This is a genomic window from Proteiniphilum sp., from assembly GCF_034927365.1.
Classification (GTDB): Bacteria; Bacteroidota; Bacteroidia; order Bacteroidales; family Dysgonomonadaceae; genus Proteiniphilum.
Map to the genome: position 1 here is coordinate 108,786 of NZ_JAYFQD010000007.1, position 23,074 is coordinate 131,859.

Annotated in this window: 20 protein-coding genes; 8 read left to right on the plus strand and 12 right to left on the minus strand. The window is 43.1% G+C overall.

Annotation, left to right across the window (positions count from 1 at the left end):
* Positions 1–98: 98 nt before the first annotated feature.
* The 9 genes from VB073_RS04070 to VB073_RS04110 form a co-directional block, all read right to left on the minus strand.
* A complete protein-coding gene (locus VB073_RS04070; RefSeq protein ID WP_323402868.1) occupies positions 99–404 on the minus strand; it encodes a transcriptional regulator in 306 nt (101 codons plus the stop codon).
* The gene (locus VB073_RS04075; RefSeq protein ID WP_323402869.1) at positions 401–1,030 is read right to left on the minus strand and encodes a hypothetical protein; all 630 of its coding nucleotides are present in this window, start codon (positions 1,028–1,030) and stop codon (positions 401–403) included. The genes VB073_RS04070 and VB073_RS04075 overlap by 4 nt, the downstream gene beginning before the upstream one ends.
* Positions 1,031–1,108: 78 nt before the next feature.
* Positions 1,109–2,500: an aspartate kinase gene (locus VB073_RS04080; protein ID WP_323402870.1), complete on the minus strand. Its 1,392-nt coding sequence runs from the start codon at positions 2,498–2,500 to the stop codon at positions 1,109–1,111.
* 119 nt (positions 2,501–2,619) lie between these two features.
* On the minus strand, positions 2,620–3,201 hold the full coding sequence (locus tag VB073_RS04085; protein WP_323402871.1) for a Maf-like protein: 582 nt from the start codon (positions 3,199–3,201) through the stop codon (positions 2,620–2,622).
* A 5-nt stretch (positions 3,202–3,206) separates the two neighbouring features.
* Positions 3,207–4,379, minus strand: coding sequence for an ATP-binding protein (locus VB073_RS04090; protein ID WP_323402872.1), 1,173 nt, complete (start codon positions 4,377–4,379; stop codon positions 3,207–3,209).
* A 255-nt stretch (positions 4,380–4,634) separates the two neighbouring features.
* Positions 4,635–5,033 (minus strand): RNA-binding S4 domain-containing protein, encoded by a 399-nt coding sequence (locus VB073_RS04095; RefSeq protein WP_323402873.1) that lies wholly within the window; start codon positions 5,031–5,033, stop codon positions 4,635–4,637.
* 74 nt (positions 5,034–5,107) lie between these two features.
* Positions 5,108–5,668, minus strand: coding sequence for an aminoacyl-tRNA hydrolase (gene pth, locus VB073_RS04100; RefSeq protein WP_323402874.1), 561 nt, complete (start codon positions 5,666–5,668; stop codon positions 5,108–5,110).
* Between the two features lie 24 nt (positions 5,669–5,692).
* Positions 5,693–6,277, minus strand: coding sequence for a 50S ribosomal protein L25/general stress protein Ctc (locus tag VB073_RS04105; RefSeq protein WP_323402875.1), 585 nt, complete (start codon positions 6,275–6,277; stop codon positions 5,693–5,695).
* A gap of 136 nt (positions 6,278–6,413) precedes the next feature.
* Positions 6,414–8,318, minus strand: coding sequence for a beta-N-acetylhexosaminidase (locus VB073_RS04110; RefSeq protein WP_323402876.1), 1,905 nt, complete (start codon positions 8,316–8,318; stop codon positions 6,414–6,416).
* Between the two features lie 257 nt (positions 8,319–8,575).
* Between VB073_RS04110 and nusB the strand changes: the two genes are divergently transcribed.
* From nusB to VB073_RS04140, 6 genes are all read left to right on the plus strand, one after another.
* Positions 8,576–9,502: a transcription antitermination factor NusB gene (gene nusB, locus VB073_RS04115; protein ID WP_323402877.1), complete on the plus strand. Its 927-nt coding sequence runs from the start codon at positions 8,576–8,578 to the stop codon at positions 9,500–9,502.
* Positions 9,503–9,528: 26 nt separating this feature from the next.
* Positions 9,529–9,849: a preprotein translocase subunit YajC gene (gene yajC, locus VB073_RS04120; RefSeq protein WP_416349497.1), complete on the plus strand. Its 321-nt coding sequence runs from the start codon at positions 9,529–9,531 to the stop codon at positions 9,847–9,849.
* Between the two features lie 12 nt (positions 9,850–9,861).
* The gene (locus VB073_RS04125; protein ID WP_323402878.1) at positions 9,862–10,851 is read left to right on the plus strand and encodes a hypothetical protein; all 990 of its coding nucleotides are present in this window, start codon (positions 9,862–9,864) and stop codon (positions 10,849–10,851) included.
* Complete coding sequence (coaE, locus tag VB073_RS04130) at positions 10,851–11,435, plus strand: dephospho-CoA kinase (protein ID WP_323402879.1); 585 nt, start codon at positions 10,851–10,853, stop codon at positions 11,433–11,435. Before VB073_RS04125 ends, coaE begins: the two co-directional genes overlap by 1 nt.
* Positions 11,436–11,553: 118 nt before the next feature.
* On the plus strand, positions 11,554–11,751 hold the full coding sequence (locus VB073_RS04135) for a winged helix-turn-helix domain-containing protein (RefSeq protein WP_323402880.1): 198 nt from the start codon (positions 11,554–11,556) through the stop codon (positions 11,749–11,751).
* A gap of 124 nt (positions 11,752–11,875) precedes the next feature.
* Positions 11,876–14,695, plus strand: coding sequence for an FAD-binding and (Fe-S)-binding domain-containing protein (locus VB073_RS04140; RefSeq protein WP_323402881.1), 2,820 nt, complete (start codon positions 11,876–11,878; stop codon positions 14,693–14,695).
* Between the two features lie 5 nt (positions 14,696–14,700).
* Here the strand turns inward: VB073_RS04140 and VB073_RS04145 are convergent, their stop codons facing one another.
* The 3 genes from VB073_RS04145 to VB073_RS04155 form a co-directional block, all read right to left on the minus strand.
* Positions 14,701–15,573 (minus strand): YitT family protein, encoded by an 873-nt coding sequence (locus VB073_RS04145; protein ID WP_323402882.1) that lies wholly within the window; start codon positions 15,571–15,573, stop codon positions 14,701–14,703.
* A gap of 1 nt (position 15,574) precedes the next feature.
* Positions 15,575–18,328 carry a leucine--tRNA ligase gene (gene leuS / locus VB073_RS04150; RefSeq protein ID WP_323402883.1) on the minus strand — a complete coding sequence of 918 codons (2,754 nt, stop codon included), beginning with the start codon at positions 18,326–18,328 and terminating at the stop codon, positions 15,575–15,577.
* Positions 18,329–18,502: 174 nt separating this feature from the next.
* Positions 18,503–20,305: a long-chain fatty acid--CoA ligase gene (locus tag VB073_RS04155; protein WP_323402884.1), complete on the minus strand. Its 1,803-nt coding sequence runs from the start codon at positions 20,303–20,305 to the stop codon at positions 18,503–18,505.
* A 216-nt stretch (positions 20,306–20,521) separates the two neighbouring features.
* Here VB073_RS04155 and VB073_RS04160 point away from each other — a divergent pair, with 216 nt between their 5' ends.
* Together VB073_RS04160 and VB073_RS04165 are read left to right on the plus strand one after the other, a co-directional pair.
* The gene (locus tag VB073_RS04160) at positions 20,522–21,163 is read left to right on the plus strand and encodes a DUF4294 domain-containing protein (RefSeq protein WP_323402885.1); all 642 of its coding nucleotides are present in this window, start codon (positions 20,522–20,524) and stop codon (positions 21,161–21,163) included.
* Between the two features lie 188 nt (positions 21,164–21,351).
* Complete coding sequence (locus VB073_RS04165; protein WP_323402886.1) at positions 21,352–23,073, plus strand: SulP family inorganic anion transporter; 1,722 nt, start codon at positions 21,352–21,354, stop codon at positions 23,071–23,073.
* Position 23,074 lies beyond the last annotated feature (1 nt).

The following is a 23,074-nucleotide window of genomic DNA, read 5'->3' on the forward strand; positions in this document are numbered from 1 at the left end:
AAGTCTGAAGTCAAGAAATAAAGAATCATTCAATTCAATATCAATCAATTTTTACATCATCGAATCAACAAATTATTCACTTTCCCACCTATCCACTTCTATAACCTTTCCACATTATTCAGGAAAGATTCCAATGCTTGCAGGTGCTCTCGAAATGCTTTTTCTCCCTTGTCGGTATGGGAAAAAGTGGTCTTTGGTTTCCTACCGACAAATTGCTTTTTAACAGCGATATACCCCAGACCTTCCAGCGCGCGGGTATGGCTTGCCAGATTACCATCGGTCACGTCCAGTAAATCCTTCAATGAATTAAAATCGATCTCATCATTCACCATCAGCACCGACATAATCCCAAGACGAACCCTGCTTTCAAACGCTTTATTTATTTCTTCCAGATATTCAATCATGCTTTCGAATCTCTTTCAACACGAAAAAAGAAGTAGATACCATAAATAATATGCAGCACACCGAACCCGAGCGACCATAACAGTAAGCCATGTCCGGGAGAGAAAGCACAAATGAGTCCAATCAGCAATTCACCGCAGCCCAGCCAGAAAATACTTCCATAGGTGTACTTCGATGCATTGATCAGCGACAACCCGTAAAACAGCAACATGACAGGTGCGATAATTCCTATATTTCCACTTATCAAAAGCGCAACACTGAAGATCCCTCCAACCATGAGAGGCAAGAAAAAGTTAAGGAAGGTGCGATAAGCCGGTCCACTTATAAAAGGAGCCTCCATCCTTTTCGCTTTTCGAACTGAAAAGAAGAGAACTGTTGTCAGCGACAATACAAACACAATCAGCGCTATAATAATAATGTCCGGCGCAATAACAACCCAAGTGGGTGCAGAATAGTCACCCGGAGTATATTTGGACGACATGATGATACCTTGAGCTATAAATGCGCCTGCCAATGCATATAAACCGATAAGAATGGCAGATGTACCACTGAATGATAAAAAACGGGACGATTTCTCCATCATCACCCGTATCTCCTTTACTGCTTCAAATGCTTCGTTATTCTTCATATTAAAAAGTACTTTGAATTACAAAGTAAATATATAAAAATAAACTCTCCAATAGAAGGAGAGTTTAATTACATATTTTTAACAATAATTTTCTTTGCACAATGCTTCGTTCAAGGCAATCACAGCATTTTCATAGCTTTCACGTTGAATTACAAACTGCATATTCACCTGCATCAATGACTGGGCAAAACTTTCAACGTTGATTCCTTTTTCGAACAATGCTTTTGTCGCCTTGTATAAGAATCCGGGCATTGCAATATTGGATCCCATAGCGCAGACTATAGCCATCGGTTCAGCAGTCACCTGATAAAAATCTCCCTGAAGGACTTTGACCAGTTCCCTGCTCTTCTCATGGTCCCACACGACCATCGTAATCGAGTTTGCATTGGTTGACTTCAGGATATAGCTCACTCCATACTTCACAAAATATTGCATCAAATGTCCGTCGAAACCCACTTCGCCTACCATCATCGGGTCGTGCACTTCAATGGCAAGTACTTTCCTTGAACCGGAGACAATCTCCACGCGTGGTTCGGGTGAAATATAATCTCGGGATATAAGTGTCCCGGGGTGATTGGGTTCAAAAGTATTCTTTATACGGATATTGATACCGGCCAGTTCGAGTGGTTTTGCAGCTTTAGGATGGATGGCCTCCATACCGATATCAGCTAACTGATCGGCGATGATGTAGTTGGTATGTCCAACAGGCACACTATTCTCCACTCCTACTATCTTTGGATCGGCGCTGGAGAGGTGGTACTCCTTATGGATAACAGCCTCATCAGCTTTCACTTCTACAGCGATCTTACTGAAGGTCACCTCGCTATAACCACGGTCGAAGGCACGCATAATACCTTCTGTTCCCTTGGTGTAACCTGTAGCAATACAGAGGACACTGCTAAAGTCTATATCGCTGAACTCCTTATGGATCCGCTCATCGATAGTCAAAGACTCATTATCATTGAAACCGCACAGATCTACAAATCTTGCATTAATGCCATTATTATTAAGTATATTAACCGAATTCCACCCTGAATGGGCCTCTCCGATAGAAGCCAGAATTTCCCGTGCGGCCAGATGTATCGCCTTCGGATCCACGTATCCCGATGCCAGCACCTTTCCCAAACTGTAAAGCACTGTCTTTGCCTGATCAACACGGAAACGAATGAAATCCCGTGCTTCTTTAAGATCGAGTCCATAATCGGCAAAACCATCATTGATAAGTAGCAGACGCTGGCAGAACGAATCTAAAGCGCTACTATAATCCTCCCCATTCAGGAATTTATTATAAATACCCGGTTCACCGGTCTTTTTATGTTCGAGCAACCAGTTGGTCACATTGTTATATGCCGAAACCACAAAAATGCGGTTATATAATTGGTCACCCTTACGGTCACCCTTGATGATATTTTGGAGCACATCCTGAAACTGAGACATGGAAGTACCCCCTATTTTTTCTACTGTCAACATATATATTTATGATTTGTAATTTATTTTTGAAGAGAGCCAAGAACCAAGCTTCAAGACACGAGACGCAAAGATAGATTATTTTTGCTATTCCATTATAGGGTGACTGAAAAAAATGATTACTAAAATCTTTTTAATTCTCGATATACCTTATAGATAGGCAGCCCCATCACGTTGAAATAGGAACCCTCTATTTTCTCTACCCCCATATAACCGATCCATTCCTGCACGCCATAAGCGCCTGCCTTGTCGGAAGGATTGTACTTTTCCACATAATAATTGATTTCCTCCTCTGTCAGCACTCCGAATGTAACATAGGCAGTATCCGAGAAACAAACCTGCTTCTGTTTCGAAGTCAGGCAGACACCCGTAACCACCCGGTGAGTCTCTCCGGACAGATCTTTCAACATATTTTTCGCATCTTCTTCATCCATAGGCTTTCCCAGAACACGGTCATGTAACAGCACAATCGTATCTGCAGTGATAAGCAGCGTATCATCCTGCATCATTGAAATATATGCAGACGCCTTTTTCTTTGACAGATATTCGGGGACTTCCTCACGTAGAATGGCATCGGGATACGATTCATCAATATCGGGTAATGTCAGTATTTCATATTCCACATCAATCCCCGAGAGCAGTTCTCTCCTTCGTGGAGAATTGGAGGCGAGGATAAGATGATAATTATTGGTAAAAAAAGTCATATCTATTAATTATTTTGCAACCATCTCATAAGGAACTTATCCTCTACTTCATAGAACGGCTCTTTTATTGACATGTTATGATAGACAATGCTTTTTTCAGTGAGTGCATCTAAGCTCCGTTTTACATTAGAAGATGAATTTAAATCGTACTTCTTAATAAAATCCTGTGAATATGGCTTCACTACTTTCTCTTCGGCAGCAACCGCTTTTAGTACTTTCCACTGAGAATGGGTGAGCAAACTCCGATACTGGAAAAATACAGGTTCATACTGCTTGATGATCTTATAAAGTGTCCTTATGACAGTCTCTTCCTTGAGATGGGATATATTATCTGAAAAAATCTCATGACAAAGTAGTTGTGTATAAAAGGTATGCCTTTGCGTACTGTCTAAAATCTTTTTGATGGCGCCATCGTCTACCATGACACCTGACCTGACAAATGCTTTTTCAATAAAAAGCTGATAAGATGCTGCCGATATCTGATCTAATATCAAATACTTCGAACTCGCGTAAAAAGGCCTCTTCGCACTGTTAAAAATCTCACTCATCAATGTCCGGTCGCTTCCCAAAAACAGGAAAGAAACATTATTCAAACCCTGTATGGTTGTTCTCAATAATGCCTCTACCCTTTTTTCGGGATATGACAAAATCTGCTGGAATTCATCAATCGCGATCACAACATGGCTATTTTGCTGTGTTAAAAAGGAAAACAGTTGGGGTATGGTCTTTTCAATTTGCTCCGGGCTGGATATATCCAAAGAGAGTTCCGGCGCACCACTCAACGTATTCACCGTGACTACCGGACGTAACAGTTTAAGATGTTCCCAGAATTTCCTTCCAATAGTTGCATGAATTGGGAATACATTGTATATGGCTGTCGATAATGCATCTGAGAATTCTTTTAAATTAGAGGTCGGATAGATGTCCAGATAGACGGGAATTATTCCCTTTTTCTTTTCAAGAAAATGAAAAACGTGTTTTACCAATGCGGTTTTACCCATTCTACGCTGTGAAAAGATGGCTGTATTACTCCTGTTTTCAATATTCTTCAGAAGCATTTCGGTCTCTTCTTCCCTGTCACAAAAGAACTCGGGACCCGAATAACTATTTAGCACAAAAGGATTCATATCACAGGGATTTACTTTTACCACAAAAGTATAAAGAATTTCTCTTTGCACAAAATGTTTTATACAAAATGTTTTATACAAAATGCGCAAAAAATAGGATCGATTAATATTCAGCTGATAATCTGAATTGTAAATAAAAGGATATTATATTAACTTGGCTTTTCTCTCAGCATTCACTATATTTGCAACACTAAAACAAGCAATGTATGATACTCGATCTTTGTCCTTGCCTAGCCTTATACCCTTACCGTTTCCATTAGTACCCATATACAACACGCAAGAACAAAAATTAATCACGACAGCTATTTAGAAATCAGACTCATCAAAATCGAATGAATCGGTAAACTGTTCCAACTCGCGCCGTTCTTTCTTGGTAGGGCGGCCGGTTCCTCTCTGTCTGTCGACAAATCCACCGATACGGTTTAATTCCAACAACTCATACTGATCAGGAGGAGTCACGTTCTCCATGAACTCCGGGACTTTAGGAGCGCCCATACGCTTGTCGGATAGTGCCAGCACTTTGAATGAAAAGGTAATCGGAGGCTTCTTCACCTCAATGATCTCACCCACCCTGATATTTCTCGATGGCTTCACAGCAACATTCCCAATCATCACCCGTCCCTTCTTACAGGCTTCGGAAGCAACGGTGCGCGTCTTAAAAATACGCACCGCCCATAACCATTTATCTATTCTTACTTCATCCATTGTCTTCAGATTAGTGTATTTTTTGGAACCAGGATTATCAGACAGGAAAAGTCATGCGCTGATACAAACAAGAATTACTTGTTGTTGTATTGATTCATTGTATTTTGAATACCTGCCAAACAAAAGCTACGAATCATATCCACCGCTATTTCTATCCGTTCGGGCAATTGCTGCTGCTGCTCTTCAGAAAACCGGTCCAGCACATAATCGATCTGCCCGCCGCGAGGAAAATCATCACCAATACCAAATCTAAGACGTGGATAATTCTGTCCAATCAGATCCTGAATATGTTTCAAGCCGTTATGCCCAGCATCACTCCCTTTCGACTTCATACGTAGTATTCCGAAGGGCAACGCCAGGTCATCCACCACTACCAACAGATTCTGATCCTCTATCTTCTCTTTCTGCAACCAATAGCGAATGGCATTTCCGCTCAGGTTCATAAAAGTGGAAGGTTTGAGTAGGATAAGCGATTTGCTCCTGAGCCGCATCTCTGCCACAAAACCGTATCGTCTGTCCTCAAAAACAGCATTGGACGCTTTAGCAAAAGCGTCCAATACCATAAATCCAATATTGTGGCGGGTTTGCTCATAATCGGGTCCGATATTGCCCAATCCCGCAATCAAATATTTCATGCGATAATATTTAATTTTCCAACACTATTTTCCGTCACCCTTTGCTGCGGCACCTCTTGCGGCACGTGTCAATTGTACACGACAAACAACGGCATTCTTCGCGTTCAATATTTCAACATCTTCGAAATTCAATTGTCCTACCTGAATAGATTTACCCAATTCCAGTTTTTCAACGTTTACAACCAGTTCTTCGGGCAACTTGGCAGGCAATGCTTTCACTTTCAGCTTACGCATATCGAGTGACAACTTACCACCGGCTCTCACACCAGCAGCCAGACCTACCAGACGAACAGGTATCTCAATGGTTACAGGAGCATTTTCAACCACATGCAGGAAATCGATATGAAGAATGGTATCTTTTACCGGATGGAATTGCAACTCTTTTACAACAGCCATTAAATTCTTCGTGCCAAGGTTGAGGTTCACCAGGAACACTTCCGGCGTATAAATTAATTTACGCACATCGCCTTGCTCCACTACGAAGTTCACATTCTCTTCTCCATGTCCGCCATAAACAACACATGGAATCAGCCCTTCGCTACGATATGCTCTGGCCGCTTTTTTACCGAAATCATCTCTGATTTCACCTTTTAATTCAAATGTTTTCATTTTTACAATTTGTTTGTGTTACTCAAAATAAAGTGCTTTCTTTATTTCCCATCACACGGGAGCTTTCAAAAAAGCGGCGCAAAGATAATGATTTTCTTTTTATTAAACAACAGCTTAATTGTTATTATTGACTTATCTATCTCACTCTTTTCTCCAGTTCTTCTCTGGAAATAGTCATTAACCTCCCGATGGGTTTACCATTACGATAGGTAATGATCCGCATCACATAGGCATCCCTTGGAACCCGCAGCGGTTCCTTATAAACCGGATAGAAATTATCGGGAGTAGAAGCATCAAAACTGGTGTATACATCCAATCCTTCAATCTCAGTGGTGAGTGTCACCACAAGTTCATCTCCGTCTCTGTTCACTGATACAACAGGATCGTACATGGCCGATGAATATTTGGTCCGGGCATAATCGAACCGGGTAAAATGACCTTCCGTCTTAGAGACGAAACGATTCCACTCCTTCTTTTCTTTCGGCGACCAAAGCGATTCCGCAATAGCAAAACCGCGTGGCCAAACCATATATTCCACCTGACGGATATTATAAATCTGTTCTGTCCACAAGTTTGCCTGTCCCCCCAATATATACTTGGTATTGGCACCCTCCGGTATCGGATCGAACTTATAAGTTTGATTCAATCTTAAACTACTATATACGCGCGGTTCAGTAGACAGATCACCCTGCATATAGTCGATATAGACATAATTCGTCGGGCTCATCACCACATAATGACCGGAATTAGAGGCTTCAATTCCATGCTCGATACCGCGCCAACTCATCAATCCGGTAGTAGGAGTGATACCACCCTCCAGTATTTCGTCCCACCCCATCATTTTCTTGCCTTTGGATAAGATGATCTGTTCTACCCGTTTGCCAAAATAGGACTGCACGCCAGCCATATTTTCAATTTTTTCACGTTTCATCAACTGCCGCACAGCCGGACTCTTTTCCCAGAAGGTATAGGGAGCCTCATCGCCACCCGTATGAATATATTCAAACGGAAAAAGTTTCGCCACCTCCGTGATCACCTTATCCATAAATTCATACACATTTTCGTTGGCGGGACAGAGCGTGTTTTCATAAATAGCAGCGGGACGTCCCCCGGTATTCCAGTCGAGAAAAGGAGCACCGGTACGCACGAAATGATCGCCGCTCTCCGGGAAGCACGCCAGTTCAGGGTAAGCTGCGAGTACAGCAGAAGAGTGTCCCGGCACATCGATCTCTGGCATCACCTGCACATTACGCTCCATGGCATAAGCAATTACTTCGCTGATCTCTTCCTGTGTATAAAAACCTCCATAGTTCTTAGGAGCATCGGGATCAGGATCTGAGAGACTACCGAACCATCCTATCTGTTCAGTACGCCAGGCACCAACCGCAGTCAGCTTCGGCAAACTCTTTATCTCAATACGCCAACCTTCGTCGTCTGTAAGATGCCAGTGAAATATATTATACTTGTATTTCACCATGTTGTCGATAAATTGTTTTACTTCGTCCACTGTGAAAAAATGACGTGATACGTCAAGCATCAATCCGCGCCATTCCACCCTGGGATAATCCACGATCTCCACCAACGGTATCTGCCACGAAACATTCTCCTCTTTTTTGTTACTTTCTATCTGTGGAGGTAAAAGTTGGAAAAGTGTTTGTATTCCGTATAACAACCCTGCCGACTCATTGGCTTTTATAACCACTTTGCCAGTTGTAACCTGTAACCGGTACCCTTCACGGCCAATCTCTACGTCTATTTTTTTATTTAATATCAGATCGATAGTGGCATTGGCATTGGAGGTGACAATTTTCACCTTTTTACCGGGTGCGGTTGAGAGCTTCTCTTCCAGCAACCTGTTTACATAAGCATTTTCTTTATCGGTGGGACTTGAGATGATTACTTCGTCAGGTAATACGTAGTACCCTACCTTCTTTTGAAGGGAAACAGGTTCGGGAATAACGGAAATATTTCGCTCTTGTTGTTGTGCCATACCCGATACGGTTATCAGTATAAGTGTAAATATAAAAATTCCTTTTTTCATATAACTTTTATTTTAGAACAAAGACTTTCAGAGTCAAGCATTCCAGAATGTTTTTCGTTCAAAAATGAGCTAAACTCCAGGCCATTCCAGTCTCTTTTCTTCTATCCCACAATATTTGCAAATCTACGAATTTTGTTGGAAAGAATCAGCCGGTTCTTTATTCGATTTTGTCAAAGATCCTTACTTTTCACGTAACAATATGTTTAATACCGAAATTTTAGCTACTTTTGCAACGCTAAATTAAGTTCACAGACTAAATGATTAACAGAAATTTAATTCGTATCAGGGTAGTACAATTGGTTTATGCTTGGTACCAAAATACGAATAAAGATTTACGTAACGCCGAAAAAGAACTCTTGTTCGGGTTACAGAAATCATACGATCTTTACTATTTTCTACTTCTTCTGATGGTAGAACTCACCGATTCGTATCAAAACAGGGTAGAAACGAAACGTAATAAATTTCTGCCCACGGAGGAGGATTTACATCCCAACACTCATTTGACAGAGAACAGGTTTATTATGCAGTTGCGGGAGAACAGACAATTTCAAAAACAGCTTGCGGAACGGCCTATGTCATGGGAAATCCATGAAGCGTTCATCAAAAACTTGTTGGACACCGTACTTTCTTCCGACACTTACAAGGAGTATGCCGAGATTGCTTCACCTACCTATGAAGATGACCAGGAGTTCTGGAGAAAAATATTCAGGCAGTACATCTATTTGAATGAGGAATTGGATGATATTCTGGAAGATGAATGCATATACTGGAACGATGATGTGGAGATCGTGCAGACCTTCGTAATGAAAACTATCAAACGGTTTTCCTCAGAGAATGGTGACAATCAGCCTCTCCTCCCGATGTTTAAGGATAAAGAAGACAAGGAATATGCGCTGAAATTACTGCATAATTCCATATTAGACGAAAAGGAATACCGGGAACTTATCGAAAAACATACAGAAAAGTGGGATTTCGACCGTATTGCATTTATGGATCTGGTTATAATGCAGGTAGCTCTCTCTGAGATATTTACATTTGACTCGATTCCCACCAATGTTTCGCTCAACGAATATATAGAAATTGCCAAATCCTACAGTACTCCTAAAAGCGGTACATTTATCAACGGAATTTTGGATGCGATTGTGCAGGAAATAAAAAAAGAAAAACGTATCTTTAAAAATTAATTATAAACACTTAAACAATAATTCTTATGAATGTATTATTACAAGCAGCCGCCAGCCCGAGTGGAGGTATGGGTGGTACCCTGTTAATGATGGTGGCTATTTTCGCCGTTTTCTATTTCTTTATGATACGCCCCCAGCAGAAAAAACAGAAGGAAATTCAAAAGAGCCGGGAAACAATGAAAACCGGAGATAAGGTTGTCACTTCAGGAGGTATTCACGGAAGAATTAAAGAAGTAGGCGACACCTGGTTTTTGGTGGAAGTAGCCGATGGGGTAAGATTAAAATTTGAAAAAAGCTCGGTATACGCCTCAACAACTGACGCAGCACAACAGTCGCAGACCAAGTAAACTCTGTGCGTGATGGAAATAAAAGCTATCATCAAGAAATGGCAGCCTGGGATCAAAGCCTTTTTTTCCACTTTCCCGTGGAAAAATGTATTGGCTTTTCTGTTTTTTCTGCTGCTGGCTTTTATTTTCTGGTTAATGCTTTTTTTTCAGAAGGAAAAAGTAGGGAGTACTTACAAGATACCATTAAAATACACCAATATACCCGAGGATGTGGTGTTTGATCAGGAACTGCCCTCTTTCCTGGAGGTTAGCGTGGAAGACTATGGGGCGCAAATCTTCCGTCTCGATATAAAAAAAATGGACTCGCTTGAGATCAATGTGGCCAAAATAACCGAAACGGGAAATAAAGCGCTTCAAGGTGATCAATACACTCAACTCATCCGTACCAGGTTATTCCCCAGCACCACCATAATAGGTAGTTATCCCACGCTCATCTCGCTGGCAACCTCTAAATTGCAGAGTAAAGAATTACGAGTAGTTTTCGACGGTGAGATTACAACAAGCAGAGCAAATTTAGTAGCAGACAGTGCTACCTTTATTCCGGAAGTAGTAATGGCATACGGTTCCAAGAAATCGCTCGACAGCCTGAAACGTGCAGCGACCGAATATACCGTATTCAAAAACCTGAAAGCGACATCTCAGTTGCCTATCAAGATAAATAAAGTTGAAGGGGTAAAATTCATTCCTTCTCAGGTGGATATATACATTCCTATAGAAGAGTATACCGAGCGTACGTTTGAAATACCCATTACTGCAATACATGTACCCTCAAAACTGGATGTGAAATTTTTCCCGTCCCGTGCCAACGTTACTTTCTCTGTGACACTCGAAGAGTATAAAAAAATCGCAGCGGAAGACTTTGCCATTGAGCTGGATTATAGAAAATTTCACACGAATGAGGATGGTCGTGTAACACTGGAACTAACGAAGATACCCTCTACAATTATCAATCCGCGGATCTCCCCGGCGTCGGTGGAATTTCTGTTTGAAAGCAAACCCTGATGATAAAAATCGGCATCACCGGAGGTATAGGCAGTGGAAAATCGATCGTATCCGAAATTTTTCATCTGTATGGAGTTCCGTTATACAATGCCGATCAGGAGGCTAAAAAACTGAATGACACTTCGCCTTTTATTCGTGCACAACTCACATTGCAGTTTGGTGAAGATCTCTATGTAGGTGGCAGGCTTGATCGAAAGAAACTGGCATCTATCATCTTTCATGATGACCAAAAACTATCTATCGTCAATTCCATCATTCATCCCCAATTAGCCCTACACTTTACTGAATGGTGCCGGAAACGGGAACATTACCCGGTGGTAATCCTTGATGCTGCATTGCTCATCGAAGCTGGGTTCAACCAATTCGTGAATGAAGTGATCATAGTGCAAGCCCCGAAAGAACTTCGTATCTCGAGAGTAATGCAACGCGACGGGGTATCCCGAAGTGAGGTGGAAGCACGGATGAATAGTCAACTGCCGGAGGAGGTGAAACTAAGATATGCCAATCATGTGATCACCAATGACAACATTCATTCTCTCATCAGGCAAGTATCAGAGCTGATGATAAGAGTGACTGAAAGCTGATATAAATGGCGGATTAAGACTACCTGATTGATAATCATCACCCATTTGTTGTTTTTCTGCAAATATAGACGTAACTTTGCACTGAAATTATAGGTTATACTATTAAAAATCAAATTAAATGGTTGAACAAATTGGAATCAACGCCGGTAAAGTATGGACAGTCCTTGACGAAAATGGCCGGCAAAATGTAAAGGAGATCAAGAAAGCAACAAAACTAACCGATAAAGATCTCTATGCAGCTCTCGGATGGCTGGCAAGGGAGGGTAAAGTTGCCTTGGAAGCCGAAGAAAAAGAAGTTTTCGCCTCTTTGAGTTGAAATGCAAACTCATCGTTTAAATGAAAAGTGAGTAAAAGCTGTCATAAATGACAGCTTTTTTCTTGTTAATTTTTCTGTACCAATAAAATATATCATCTATCTTTACCAAAAAGATAACGACCAGATGAATCTGAATCAATTACGTCTCCGTCTCCTGCAATTATTTCCTGAGGATCAGGTTTTCACCGATGAGTTTTCCCGTCTGGTCAAAGGAACCGATGCCGGACTTTATCGTCTTATACCCAAAGCGGTAGTCAGGATAAATTCAGAAGATGAGGTAATCCGTTTACTACAATTCTGCCATACTGAAAAACTGCCGGTAACATTCAAAGCAGCCGGTACCAGTTTGAGCGGACAAACCATCTCCGACTCTATTCTGATGGAAACAGGTCCCGGCTTTGAATTTTCCATTATCAAGGATGAAGGTCATACAGCCACATTCGGATGTTCGCTTACCGGCGCTGCGGCAAACCGTATGTTGATAAAATATAAACGTAAGCTGGGTCCCAAGCCGGCATCCATCAACTCAGCAAAGATCGGAGGAATCATAGCCAACAATGCAAGCGGATCGAGTTACGGTATCCGGCATAATAGTTATAATACAATCAGATCGATGCGTATTATCTTTGTTGACGGCTCACTCTTAGACACTGCCGACAAAGAGAGTTGCCGTACTTTCATTGCCAGTCACCCGGAATTTATATCGAAAATTGAGCAACTCCATCGGGATGCGGTAAACAATAAATTCATACGGGAGAGAATCTCTTCAAAGTATCAACTCAAAAACACCTGTGGTTACGGGGTGAATTCACTGATCGACTTCAATGATCCCATTCAGATTATCCAGCATTTGATGATCGGATCGGAAGGAACCCTGGGTTTTGTCTCTCAAGCCACTTTTGAGACAGTACACGATGCTCCGCTAAAAGCTGCGGCGATGATCTATTTTTCTAATCTCCGCGATGTAAGCAATACCATCATTCCTCTGAGAAGTTGCCAGGTAAGTGCGGCCGAATTGATGGACCGCAATGCATTGCGTGCGGTGGAAGATCAGGAAGGCATGCCGGAAGAGTTGAAATCATTACCCGAGGATGCTGCCGCACTCCTGATCGATACTTCCGCCGATAACGAGGAAACCTTACGGATGCAGATGGCCGAAATTGAAGCAAAACTGGCACATATCAAAACGCTTGCCCCGATAAGATTCACCTCCGACAAACAGCTCTATAATCTGTACTGGAACGTACGTAACGGGCTTTTTACTTCCGCGGCGGCCACCCGTCCTCCCCGTACGGCAAGTATTATTGAAGATATCGCATTCAGGGCCGAATCTTTAGGAGATGCACTCACCGATGTACGTGAATTACTCGTACGGACCGGTTATGGAAATGCAGTGATGTGGGGGCATCTGCTTGACGGGAATGTCCATTTCACAGTCTTTCCGGATATAAATTCTCCCGAAGATGTGGAAAAATATGCATTTTTCATGCATGAGCTCTGCGAATTGGTAGCCATGAAACACGGAGGTAGTCTCAAGGCAGAACACGGTACAGGACGCAATATGGCTCCCTTCGTCGAAAGAGAATGGGGTAGCGAAATCTACGATCTGATGAAACGGATTAAAAGAGTATTTGACCCTGAAAATATCCTCAATCCCGGTGTACTGATCAACGATGATTACGACATATTTATCAGGCACCTGAAACGGATCCCGGAGGCTAATCCTATCATCGACAAATGTATTGAATGTGGATTTTGCGAAGTGAGTTGCCCTTCAAAGAATCTCACCATTACCCCGCGGCAAAGGATCGTGGCCTACCGTCACCTGTCGGAGTTGACAATTACCGGCAACAGGGGAAAGAACCCGATCAAGGAGCAAATGAAAAGAATCTCCTACCCCATGGAGGAAACCTGCGCTACCGACGGATTATGTGGCGTTGCATGTCCGGTGAAGATCGATACCGGAAAACTGGTCAAGGAATTGCGATGGGTGCAGAACAGCAAAGTGGCAAAGTGGACCGCAAATACCATTGCCAGTAACATTACCGGTACTACCTCTCTTTTACGAGGGTTACTACCTATTCCTCATCATATAGGAAAAATAGTAGGGTATAATGCCATGGAAAGTATCACAATGGGGCTGTATAAATTATCCAACGGAGCATTTCCCTTATGGACACGCCACACCCCCTCTGCCGGCAAAAAGATCCAACGTCATATTTTCCCTACAGACAGTGCAGATGCCCCCATGGTAGTTTATTTCCCGACATGCATCACCCGTACTATGGGCGGCCCTTCATTCGGTTATAAGGAATCGGAAGATCTGCCTCAAAAAATGTTATCCGTATTGCGAAAAGCAGGATATACCGTTATTATTCCGGAGGGGAAAGATAAACTCTGTTGCGGGATGGCTTTTAACAGTAAAGGATTCCGCGAACAGGCACAGAAAAAGGAGAATGAACTGAATGAAGCGCTTTTGAAAGCCAGTCGCGACGGAGAACTGCCCATTATATGTGATATGAGCCCTTGCCTGTTGCATATGCGTGAGACCCTCGACAAACGGCTTAGGTTGTACGATCAGGTAGAGTTTATTCATGATTTCCTGCTCGACCGCCTGCAGTTTACCCAACAACCGATATCTGTCGCTATACACACCACATGCAGTTCCACCAAGATGCACCTGGAAGAGAAACTCCATAAAGTGGCATCTCAATGTGCGGAAAAAGTGATTATTCCGGAAAATGTAGGATGTTGTGGATGGGCCGGAGACCGGGGTTTCTTCTATCCGGAACTCAACAATTCAGCGCTTGCACCGCTAAAAGAAGGTATACGTGATGCCACGGAAGGATATTCCAACAGCCGCACATGTGAAATCGGACTGTCGATAAATAGTGGTATTACCTATAAATCACTGGTTTATCTGGTAGATAAGGCTACCACCTGAGGCCCTCATTTCATCCGGTCGAATCCCTGCCCATAAACACCTACCACATTGCTCTGTGAAATAAAGGCATTACCATCGATCTGCTTCACCAGTCGAAAAATAGAAGTCGATTCATTTCGTTTGGCCATCACCAGGAGCACCTTTTGTGGTTTTTGGGAGTACCATCCGACTCCATCCAATACAGTACAACCACGATGTAACTGGAGGTTGATTTGTGTGGCAATCTCATCATACCTGCTTGAGAAGATAAAGAATTGTACCGACTGACGAATACCGTTCAGTACCCAATCGACCGAAGTAGCCATCACCGCGATGATAATGATACCGAAGACAATGGTCTCCACACTCTTGAATATCAGGAAAGAAGATGCAATAATAACAAGGTCGACAAACAACATTGTCCGACCGGGGGTAATATTCCGGTATTTATTGATAATTAGCACTACGATATCGGTTCCGCCACTGCTCCCGTTGACCGACATCACCAAACCGACTCCCGAACCTGCCACGATGGAACCTATCAATCCAGCCATAATAGGCTCGTCCATCATAATCGGCTCCCAATGAAAACTTTCGAACATGCCTAAGAAAGCCGAAAGCATGGAGACCCCCACGATGGTCTTCACCAGGAAGTCCGTACCCAATACCTTGAAGGCAGCCAGCAACAACAGGGCGTTCATCACAAATACCATCAACGATACAGGCAATCCGAACGCATAATTCAGAAGTACGGCAGCACCGGCCAGACCACCCATGACAAACTGGTGCGGCATAATGAACTGGGTTACACCCAAAGCATACATGAAAGTCCCCAGTGCAATGATCAGATAATCCTTCCAGTAAAACCTCTTCAGACTGAATTCAGGTAACTTTTCCATCTTATATCACCACATTCACAATTTTTTTCGGAACAATAATTATCTTCTTCGGCGTTTTAGACTCCATCCATTTTTGGGAGTTAGGATGGGCAAGCACAGCCTTTTCGATCTCCTCATTGGTCGCATCCGCCGGGAATTCCAGTATATAGCGCGATTTTCCATTGAAGGAGATGGAGTAAGGGAAAGCATCTTCCTTCAGATACTCCTCATTCCATACCGGCCATTCTGCATCACATACCGATGTTTCATTGCCGAGAGCGTGCCACAACTCTTCTGCCATATGAGGAGCAAAGGGAGCAAGGCAAACGACCAGGTCTCTCAATATTGCTTTATTGGAACTCTTCAAGGCGGTCAGTTCATTGGCGCAGATCATAAATGCGGAGACCGACGTATTAAAGGAAAAATGTTCGATATCGTACGATACCTTTTTAATCAGTTTATGCAACGATTTCAACTCCTCTTTCGTCGGTTCACCTTCCGTCACCAATAAGCTATCCTCCTTATAGAAGAGGTTCCACACCTTGCGCAGGAAACGGTGTACTCCATCTATTCCGTTGGTATCCCAGGGCTTGGATTGTTCGAGCGGTCCCAGGAACATCTCATAAAGGCGGAGGGTATCTGCCCCATATTTTCCCACGATATCATCGGGATTCACCACGTTGAACATCGATTTCGACATTTTCTCTACAGCCCATCCGCAGATATATTTTCCATCTTCCAGGATGAATTCTGCAGTCTTGTATTCGGGATTCCAATTGCGGAAAGCATCTATATCAAGGATTTCATTAGAGACAATATTGACATCCACATGAATGGGTGTCACATCATATTGTTCTTTCAGGTTCAGCGATACGAATGTATTGGACCCTTTGATCCGGTACACAAAATTGCTCCGGCCCTGAATCATTCCCTGATTGACCAGTTTCTTAAAAGGTTCCTCTTCGCAGGAAACACCCAGGTCGAACAGAAATTTATTCCAAAAACGACTGTAGACAAGGTGTCCGGTTGCATGTTCGGTACCGCCTATATAAAGATCGACATTGCGCCAGTAGTTATCGGCATTTTCCGATACCAACGCATTGTCATTCTGCGGATCCATATAGCGTAAGTAATAGGCCGATGATCCTGCGAATCCGGGCATCGTATTCATTTCCAGCGGATAACCCTCCTTGGTTTGCCAGTTTTCAGCACGTCCCAGCGGCGGTTCACCCGTTTCGGTGGGCAGATATTTATCCACTTCCGGAAGTTCTAACGGCAGTTCACTTTCCTCAAGCGTATAAGGCATCCCATCCTTATAATAAATAGGGAACGGTTCGCCCCAATAACGTTGTCTTGAGAAGATGGCATCACGGAGACGGAAATTGATTTTCCGGTAACCCAGCCCTCGCTTCTCTATCTCATCGATGGCGGCAGGAATAGCTTCCTTCACTGTCAATCCGTTCAGGAACCCGGAATTCATCATAATTCCCTCTTTGGCATCAAAACTCTCTCCCCACACGTCACATCCTTCAATTAAAGGGATGATAGGCAGATTGAAATACCTGGCAAAAGTATAGTCACGGCTGTCATGTGCCGGCACTGCCATAATGGCGCCAGTGCCGTATCCTGCCAGCACATAATCTGAAATCCATATAGGAAGCTCTTCCTCTGTAAAAGGATGTATGGCATACGATCCGGAAAACACACCGGTGACCGACTTATCGGCAATACGTTCACGCTCGGTCTTCTTCTTGGTCCTGATGATATACTCTTCAACGGTTTCTCGCTGCTCTTCGGTAGTCAATGCTGTAACCAACTCGCTCTCGGGTGCAAGTACCATAAAAGTCACACCAAAAATAGTATCGGCACGTGTAGTAAAGATATCAAAAGAGTACCCCTGTGAAGTTTTGAAATGCATCACGGCACCTTCGCTGCGCCCTATCCAGTTGCGTTGGGTCTCTTTCAAGGAATCGGTCCAGTCTATCTTATCCAGACCGTCGAGCAGGCGTTGTGCATATGCCGATACACGCAGGCACCACTGACGCATCTTCTTTTGCTCTACCGGATAACCTCCACGAATGGAAAGACCTTCGCTCACTTCGTCATTGGCGAGTACCGTTCCCAGTTCCGGACACCAATTTACCATTGTATCCCCCAGATAGGCGATACGATAGTTCATCAATATCTCCTGTTGCTCTTTCTCAGACTTGGCATTCCACTCTTCAGCAGTGAATACCATCGGTTCGCTACAAGCCAGATTAAGACCGGCAGTCCCTTGTTGAGAGAAGACTTCTGTCAATTCAGCGATCGGACGGGCCTGTTGTGCCTGATTGCAATAATAGGAATGGAACATACGGATGAACGCCCATTGCGTCCACTTGTAGTAACCCGGATCACAGGTACGTACTTCGCGGCTCCAGTCGTAGGAGAACCCTATTTTATCCAACTGTTCGCGATAGCGCTTGATATTGTTTTCAGTAGTAATAGCCGGATGTTGTCCGGTTTGAATAGCATATTGTTCTGCCGGCAACCCGTAAGCATCATACCCCATGGGGTGCAATACATTGAATCCCTGTAATCTTTTGTATCTCGAAAAAATATCCGACGCGATATATCCCAGTGGATGCCCCACATGCAACCCGGCCCCGGAAGGATACGGGAACATATCAAGTACGTAGAATTTGGGTTTCGATTTGTCTTCCGTCACTTTATACGTCTGTTGATCAATCCAGTACTGCTGCCAGTGTTTCTCTATTTCTCTGAAATTATAGTCCATTCCTTTACACTTTAAAAAACGGTGCAAAGATAATACTAATGTGCCAATATATCAATGTGCCAATATGCCAATTAGAATAATGTGATGATTTACCAATGAGAATAGTTCTCTTCTCATGATAAATGAAAATCATTTTCAATTGTCAATTGTCCATTGTCAATTGTCCATTGTCAATTAAACATACATCCCCTCAATAATATCGGCATAACGTTCCTGGATTACCTTTCTACGGATCTTGAGTGTATTGGTCAGTTCACCGGTTTCCATCCGGAATGGTTCTGGTAGCAGGGCAAAACGTTTAATTTTTTCATACGAAGTGAATTGAGCCTGCAACAATTCAATCCGGCCGAAAATAAAAGCATTGATTTCGGGGTTGTTCACCAACTCTTCAGTCGTTCCAAACGAAATTCCCTGTTCCCTTGCATAGATGCCGAGTACTTCATAATTAGGAACGATCAACGCACTCACAAATTTCCGCTGATCTCCTATTACAGCTACCTGATCGATATATTTATCTTCACCGATACGAGTCTCGATCATTTGAGGCGCAATATATTTTCCGTTGGAAGTCTTGTAAAGATCCTTGATCCGGTCGGTAAGAATAATTTCATTATTATCAGTGAGGGAACCGGCATCCCCTGTCCTGAAATAACCATCCTCCGTAAAAGCATCTCTGGTCGCTTCCGGCTTGTTGTAATAACCACACGTTACCGTAGCGCCCTTTACCAATATCTCATTGTTCTCTCCTATTTTCACATCTACATCCGGCATCACTTTTCCTACCGTACCGATCCGAAACCCCTTTGCAGGGAAACAACTCACTGTGGCAGTAGTCTCTGTAAGGCCATAGCCATAGATCAGATGCACATCAATCGACTGCATAAATTCGTTAATAGTATCTGACAGAGGTGCACCGGCTACAGGAAAGAAATTACCACGGTCTATTCCCACCACCCGTTTTATCAGATAAAAAACCGTATGCCTGTAAAGAAAGAATTTAAGCCGGTTACCCAATGGCGGTCTTTTCCCTTCATTCACAAACTGCAGATTGTGTTTGCATCCGGTTTTCAAAGCATCGCTGAACAACCATTTCGTAATGCCGGAGGCACTGTCCATCTTTTCTTTCACGCCGTCATATACCTTTTCCCAGAATCGGGGAACATTACTCATCAATGTGGGGCGCACCTGCGTGATCGTTTCTCTGATTTCTCCCGGCTCTTTGTTTATTGCGACAGTTATTCCCCTACACAGGCAGTAATAACTCCATGCCTTTTCAAAGATATGTGTAAGGGGTAAAAAACACATGGATATATCTTTGTCCGACATATTGGTAAGACGGATATCATGTATCCTGAATACTTCTGCAAAATTGGCATGTTTCAACATCACTCCCTTGGGCTCGCCGGTTGTACCAGAGGTATAGATAATGGTCGCAAGGTCATTATTCTCCAACAGCTTCAACCGCGCGTTCACTAAAGCCAATGACTCGGAATTATCGCCAGTGGTGATAAAATCATTAAAATAGATTGAAGTCTTATCTTCAGGATTCAGTACGACATTCCGGTCGAACACGATTAATTTCTCCAGGAAACGACTCTCTTTCTGAACTTTATAAGCATTATTATACTGAAATTGCTCTCCCACAAAAAGCAGTTTTATCTGCGCATCATTCACTATATAGCTCACCTGCATCGGCGAGGAAGTGGCGTACATTGGCACCGTCACCGCCTTATTTGCATAGACAGCAAAATCGGTGATCAGATACTTATCCATATTCTGGGAATATATACCTATATTATCTCCCGGCTTCAATGCCATCTCAGCCAATGCCTGGGCAGTTTTCATAATCTTCCCGGAAAAATCGCTCCAGGAGAGATCCAACCATTGACCATCAGGACCCTGATACATAATCGCTGTCTTGCGCCTGTATTTCTGCGCATGCTGGTGAATAATTCCACCTAAATGATAATATGTCATTGCTTTTCGGTTTAATCCGTTCAAAAATACAGTTTTTCTTCGATTATCCCTCAAAAAAATATATTTTTTTCACTTTGCCATGTTTTTACATAGATTACCTCGATTTTACTTAACAATCTAAAAACTCGGGAATTAATTAACTACACTTAACGTGCTTCGTGACTGAAAATAAAACTTAGCCATTTATCTTTGCATTGTTATGGAAGGACTTTGGTTATGAAAAAACTTATCATCATATCCCTTACACTATCTGCAATACTTTTGTCTCCCGGGATAAAAGCACAGGGGTATTATGCCAACACAGACCCAGACTCCGACAAGTCGGTATCGCAAATCTACTTAATGCCGAATGTGTATCCTGCAGTGATATTAGATGGAGACACGGTAGCCTGCATGTGGCTGCAAGATTTTGTCAAGTATGCCCCCATCACTTTCCAGACCACCAAAGATCAGACAGCTTACACCAAACTGATTCGTGATGTAAAAAAAACGCTCCCTTATGCTAAGGAGATCGCTGTCATTATTCTGGAGACATATGAATATATGGAGACCCTTCCCAACGATAAAGAGAGACAAAAGCATTTGAATCAGATGGAAAAGCACCTGATGGATGCATATACTCCAAAAATGAAAAAACTTACCCGATCACAGGGACAGTTATTAATGAAATTAGTAGACCGTGAAACTAATTCCTCCTCCTACCATATTATTGATGCTTTTATGGGTTCGGCAAAAGCATGGTCCTACAACTTATTTGCCAGTTTATTCGGTAACAGCCTTAAAATCCGCTATAACCCATATGGCGAAGACCGGATGACCGAACGTATCTGCGTTCTTGTAGAACAGGGATCGGTATAATCTTGGAGCCAATAACCAAGACTATTTAGGATTTCAAGATTTGACTACGACGATTTTGGTCTCTCCAAGCGTTGCTTCAATTCACCTTTCCAATTCAACAAACTATCATTACCTTTGCACCGCCAATTATTTGGACTCATGGGCATATTGTCTCATGGGCATATTATTCACATCATCTCATTTGTTTTATGAGAATAAAATTTTTACAGGATTTCCAACCGGCTCTTTTTCAATCTTTAAAAAGCTACAATAAGGAAAAATTCTTTGCCGATCTGATGTCGGGATTGATTGTGGGTGTAGTAGCGCTGCCTCTGGCTATCGCTTTTGGGATCGCCTCGGGAGTAACACCCGAGAAAGGGATTTATACCGCGATTATTGCTGGATTCATCATCTCCTTCCTGGGAGGGAGCAGAGTTCAGATTGGCGGCCCTACCGGAGCTTTCATCGTGATTGTCTATGGTATTGTAGAGCAATACGGAGTACAGGGTCTGGCTATCGCGACGGTTCTAGCCGGTATCATGCTTCTGGTGATGGGCTTCCTGAAAATGGGAGCTGTCATCAAATTTATCCCCTATCCTATTGTCATAGGTTTCACGAGTGGTATCGCCCTGACCATCTTCTCCACACAGATAAAAGATTTCTTTGGTCTTATCACTCCCGCATTACCGTCGGGGTTTCTTGAAAAATGGGGGGTCTACTTGCAGTATTTCGACTCGATCAACTGGTGGGTAGCACTCATAGCAGTTACCAGCGTAGCAATTATCGTAATTACTCCAAAAATATCCAGGAAAGTGCCCGGTTCACTTATAGCCCTTATCGTAATGACAGTGGCAGCATACCTGATGAAAACCTACGGAGGTATCACAGGCATAGAAACGATAGGTGACAGGTTTATCATCAACAGCGAGTTACCGGATATGGAGCAAATACCTTTGAGCCTCGAAAGTATTCGCCTTCTTTTCCCGGCTGCTTTTACAATTGCCATGCTGGGAGCAATAGAGTCACTGTTATCCGCCACGGTGGCCGACGGTGCAACAGGCTATAAGCACAATTCCAACATGGAATTGGTAGCACAGGGTGCTGCGAACATCATTACCCCGTTCTTGGGGGGTATTCCCGCTACCGGAGCCATCGCACGCACGATGACCAACATCAATAACGGCGGGAGAACACCTGTTGCGGGTGTCATCCATGCCTTCGTACTCCTGCTGATCGTCCTGTTCCTTGGCGACCTCACCCGGCACATCCCCATGGCTTGCCTGGCAGGTGTATTGGTGGTTGTAGCCTACAACATGAGCGAATGGCGTACATTCGTATCTCTTATCAAACAATCGAGATCAACAATGGGGATTTTGATGACCACCTTCCTACTCACAGTTATTTTCGATCTGACCATCGCCATTGGGGTTGGCCTGATACTTGCCATTTTCGGTTTTCTGAAGAGACTGAATGAGAGCACGCACGTATCACGTACCACTGGCAGTATTGATTTGGGGAAAGAGGCGGAATTCCATTCTATCGACATACCGGAAGAGGTACTGCAATTACCCGACAAAGTAGAGGTTTACGAGATTGAAGGACCATTCTTTTTCGGCGTGGCCAGTAAATTCGATGAGATAACGCGGGAATTGGGCGACCAACCTCACATTCGTATTATCCGCATGCGCAAGGTACCATTCATCGATTCAACCGGATTGAATAATCTCAAGATATTGTGTAAACACTCAAAGAAAGAGAAGATACAGGTCATTCTCTCGGGTGTCAATGAAAGTGTGCGCGAAAGCCTTGAGAAGTCCGACATTCCGCAAATCATCGGTAGCGACAATATCTGCTCTAATATTCACCTGGCAGTAGCAAGGGCAGAACTGCTGGATGCCCAGCGAAAACAAAAACAGGGAAATAAAGGTTAAC

Coding starts and splice junctions, on each gene's coding strand:
- coaE (WP_323402879.1), top strand. CDS start 10,851: ATGATAAAAATCGGCATCACCGGAGGTATAGGCAGTGGAAAATCGATC.
- yajC (WP_416349497.1), top strand. CDS start 9,529: ATGAATGTATTATTACAAGCAGCCGCCAGCCCGAGTGGAGGTATGGGT.
- VB073_RS04105 (WP_323402875.1), bottom strand. CDS start 6,277: ATGAAAACATTTGAATTAAAAGGTGAAATCAGAGATGATTTCGGTAAA.
- nusB (WP_323402877.1), top strand. CDS start 8,576: ATGATTAACAGAAATTTAATTCGTATCAGGGTAGTACAATTGGTTTAT.
- VB073_RS04095 (WP_323402873.1), bottom strand. CDS start 5,033: ATGGATGAAGTAAGAATAGATAAATGGTTATGGGCGGTGCGTATTTTT.
- VB073_RS04165 (WP_323402886.1), top strand. CDS start 21,352: ATGAGAATAAAATTTTTACAGGATTTCCAACCGGCTCTTTTTCAATCT.
- VB073_RS04140 (WP_323402881.1), top strand. CDS start 11,876: ATGAATCTGAATCAATTACGTCTCCGTCTCCTGCAATTATTTCCTGAG.
- VB073_RS04075 (WP_323402869.1), bottom strand. CDS start 1,030: ATGAAGAATAACGAAGCATTTGAAGCAGTAAAGGAGATACGGGTGATG.
- VB073_RS04145 (WP_323402882.1), bottom strand. CDS start 15,573: ATGGAAAAGTTACCTGAATTCAGTCTGAAGAGGTTTTACTGGAAGGAT.
- VB073_RS04125 (WP_323402878.1), top strand. CDS start 9,862: ATGGAAATAAAAGCTATCATCAAGAAATGGCAGCCTGGGATCAAAGCC.
- VB073_RS04135 (WP_323402880.1), top strand. CDS start 11,554: ATGGTTGAACAAATTGGAATCAACGCCGGTAAAGTATGGACAGTCCTT.
- VB073_RS04110 (WP_323402876.1), bottom strand. CDS start 8,318: ATGAAAAAAGGAATTTTTATATTTACACTTATACTGATAACCGTATCG.
- VB073_RS04085 (WP_323402871.1), bottom strand. CDS start 3,201: ATGACTTTTTTTACCAATAATTATCATCTTATCCTCGCCTCCAATTCT.
- VB073_RS04155 (WP_323402884.1), bottom strand. CDS start 20,305: ATGACATATTATCATTTAGGTGGAATTATTCACCAGCATGCGCAGAAA.
- VB073_RS04070 (WP_323402868.1), bottom strand. CDS start 404: ATGATTGAATATCTGGAAGAAATAAATAAAGCGTTTGAAAGCAGGGTT.
- VB073_RS04080 (WP_323402870.1), bottom strand. CDS start 2,500: ATGTTGACAGTAGAAAAAATAGGGGGTACTTCCATGTCTCAGTTTCAG.
- pth (WP_323402874.1), bottom strand. CDS start 5,668: ATGAAATATTTGATTGCGGGATTGGGCAATATCGGACCCGATTATGAG.
- leuS (WP_323402883.1), bottom strand. CDS start 18,328: ATGGACTATAATTTCAGAGAAATAGAGAAACACTGGCAGCAGTACTGG.
- VB073_RS04160 (WP_323402885.1), top strand. CDS start 20,522: ATGAAAAAACTTATCATCATATCCCTTACACTATCTGCAATACTTTTG.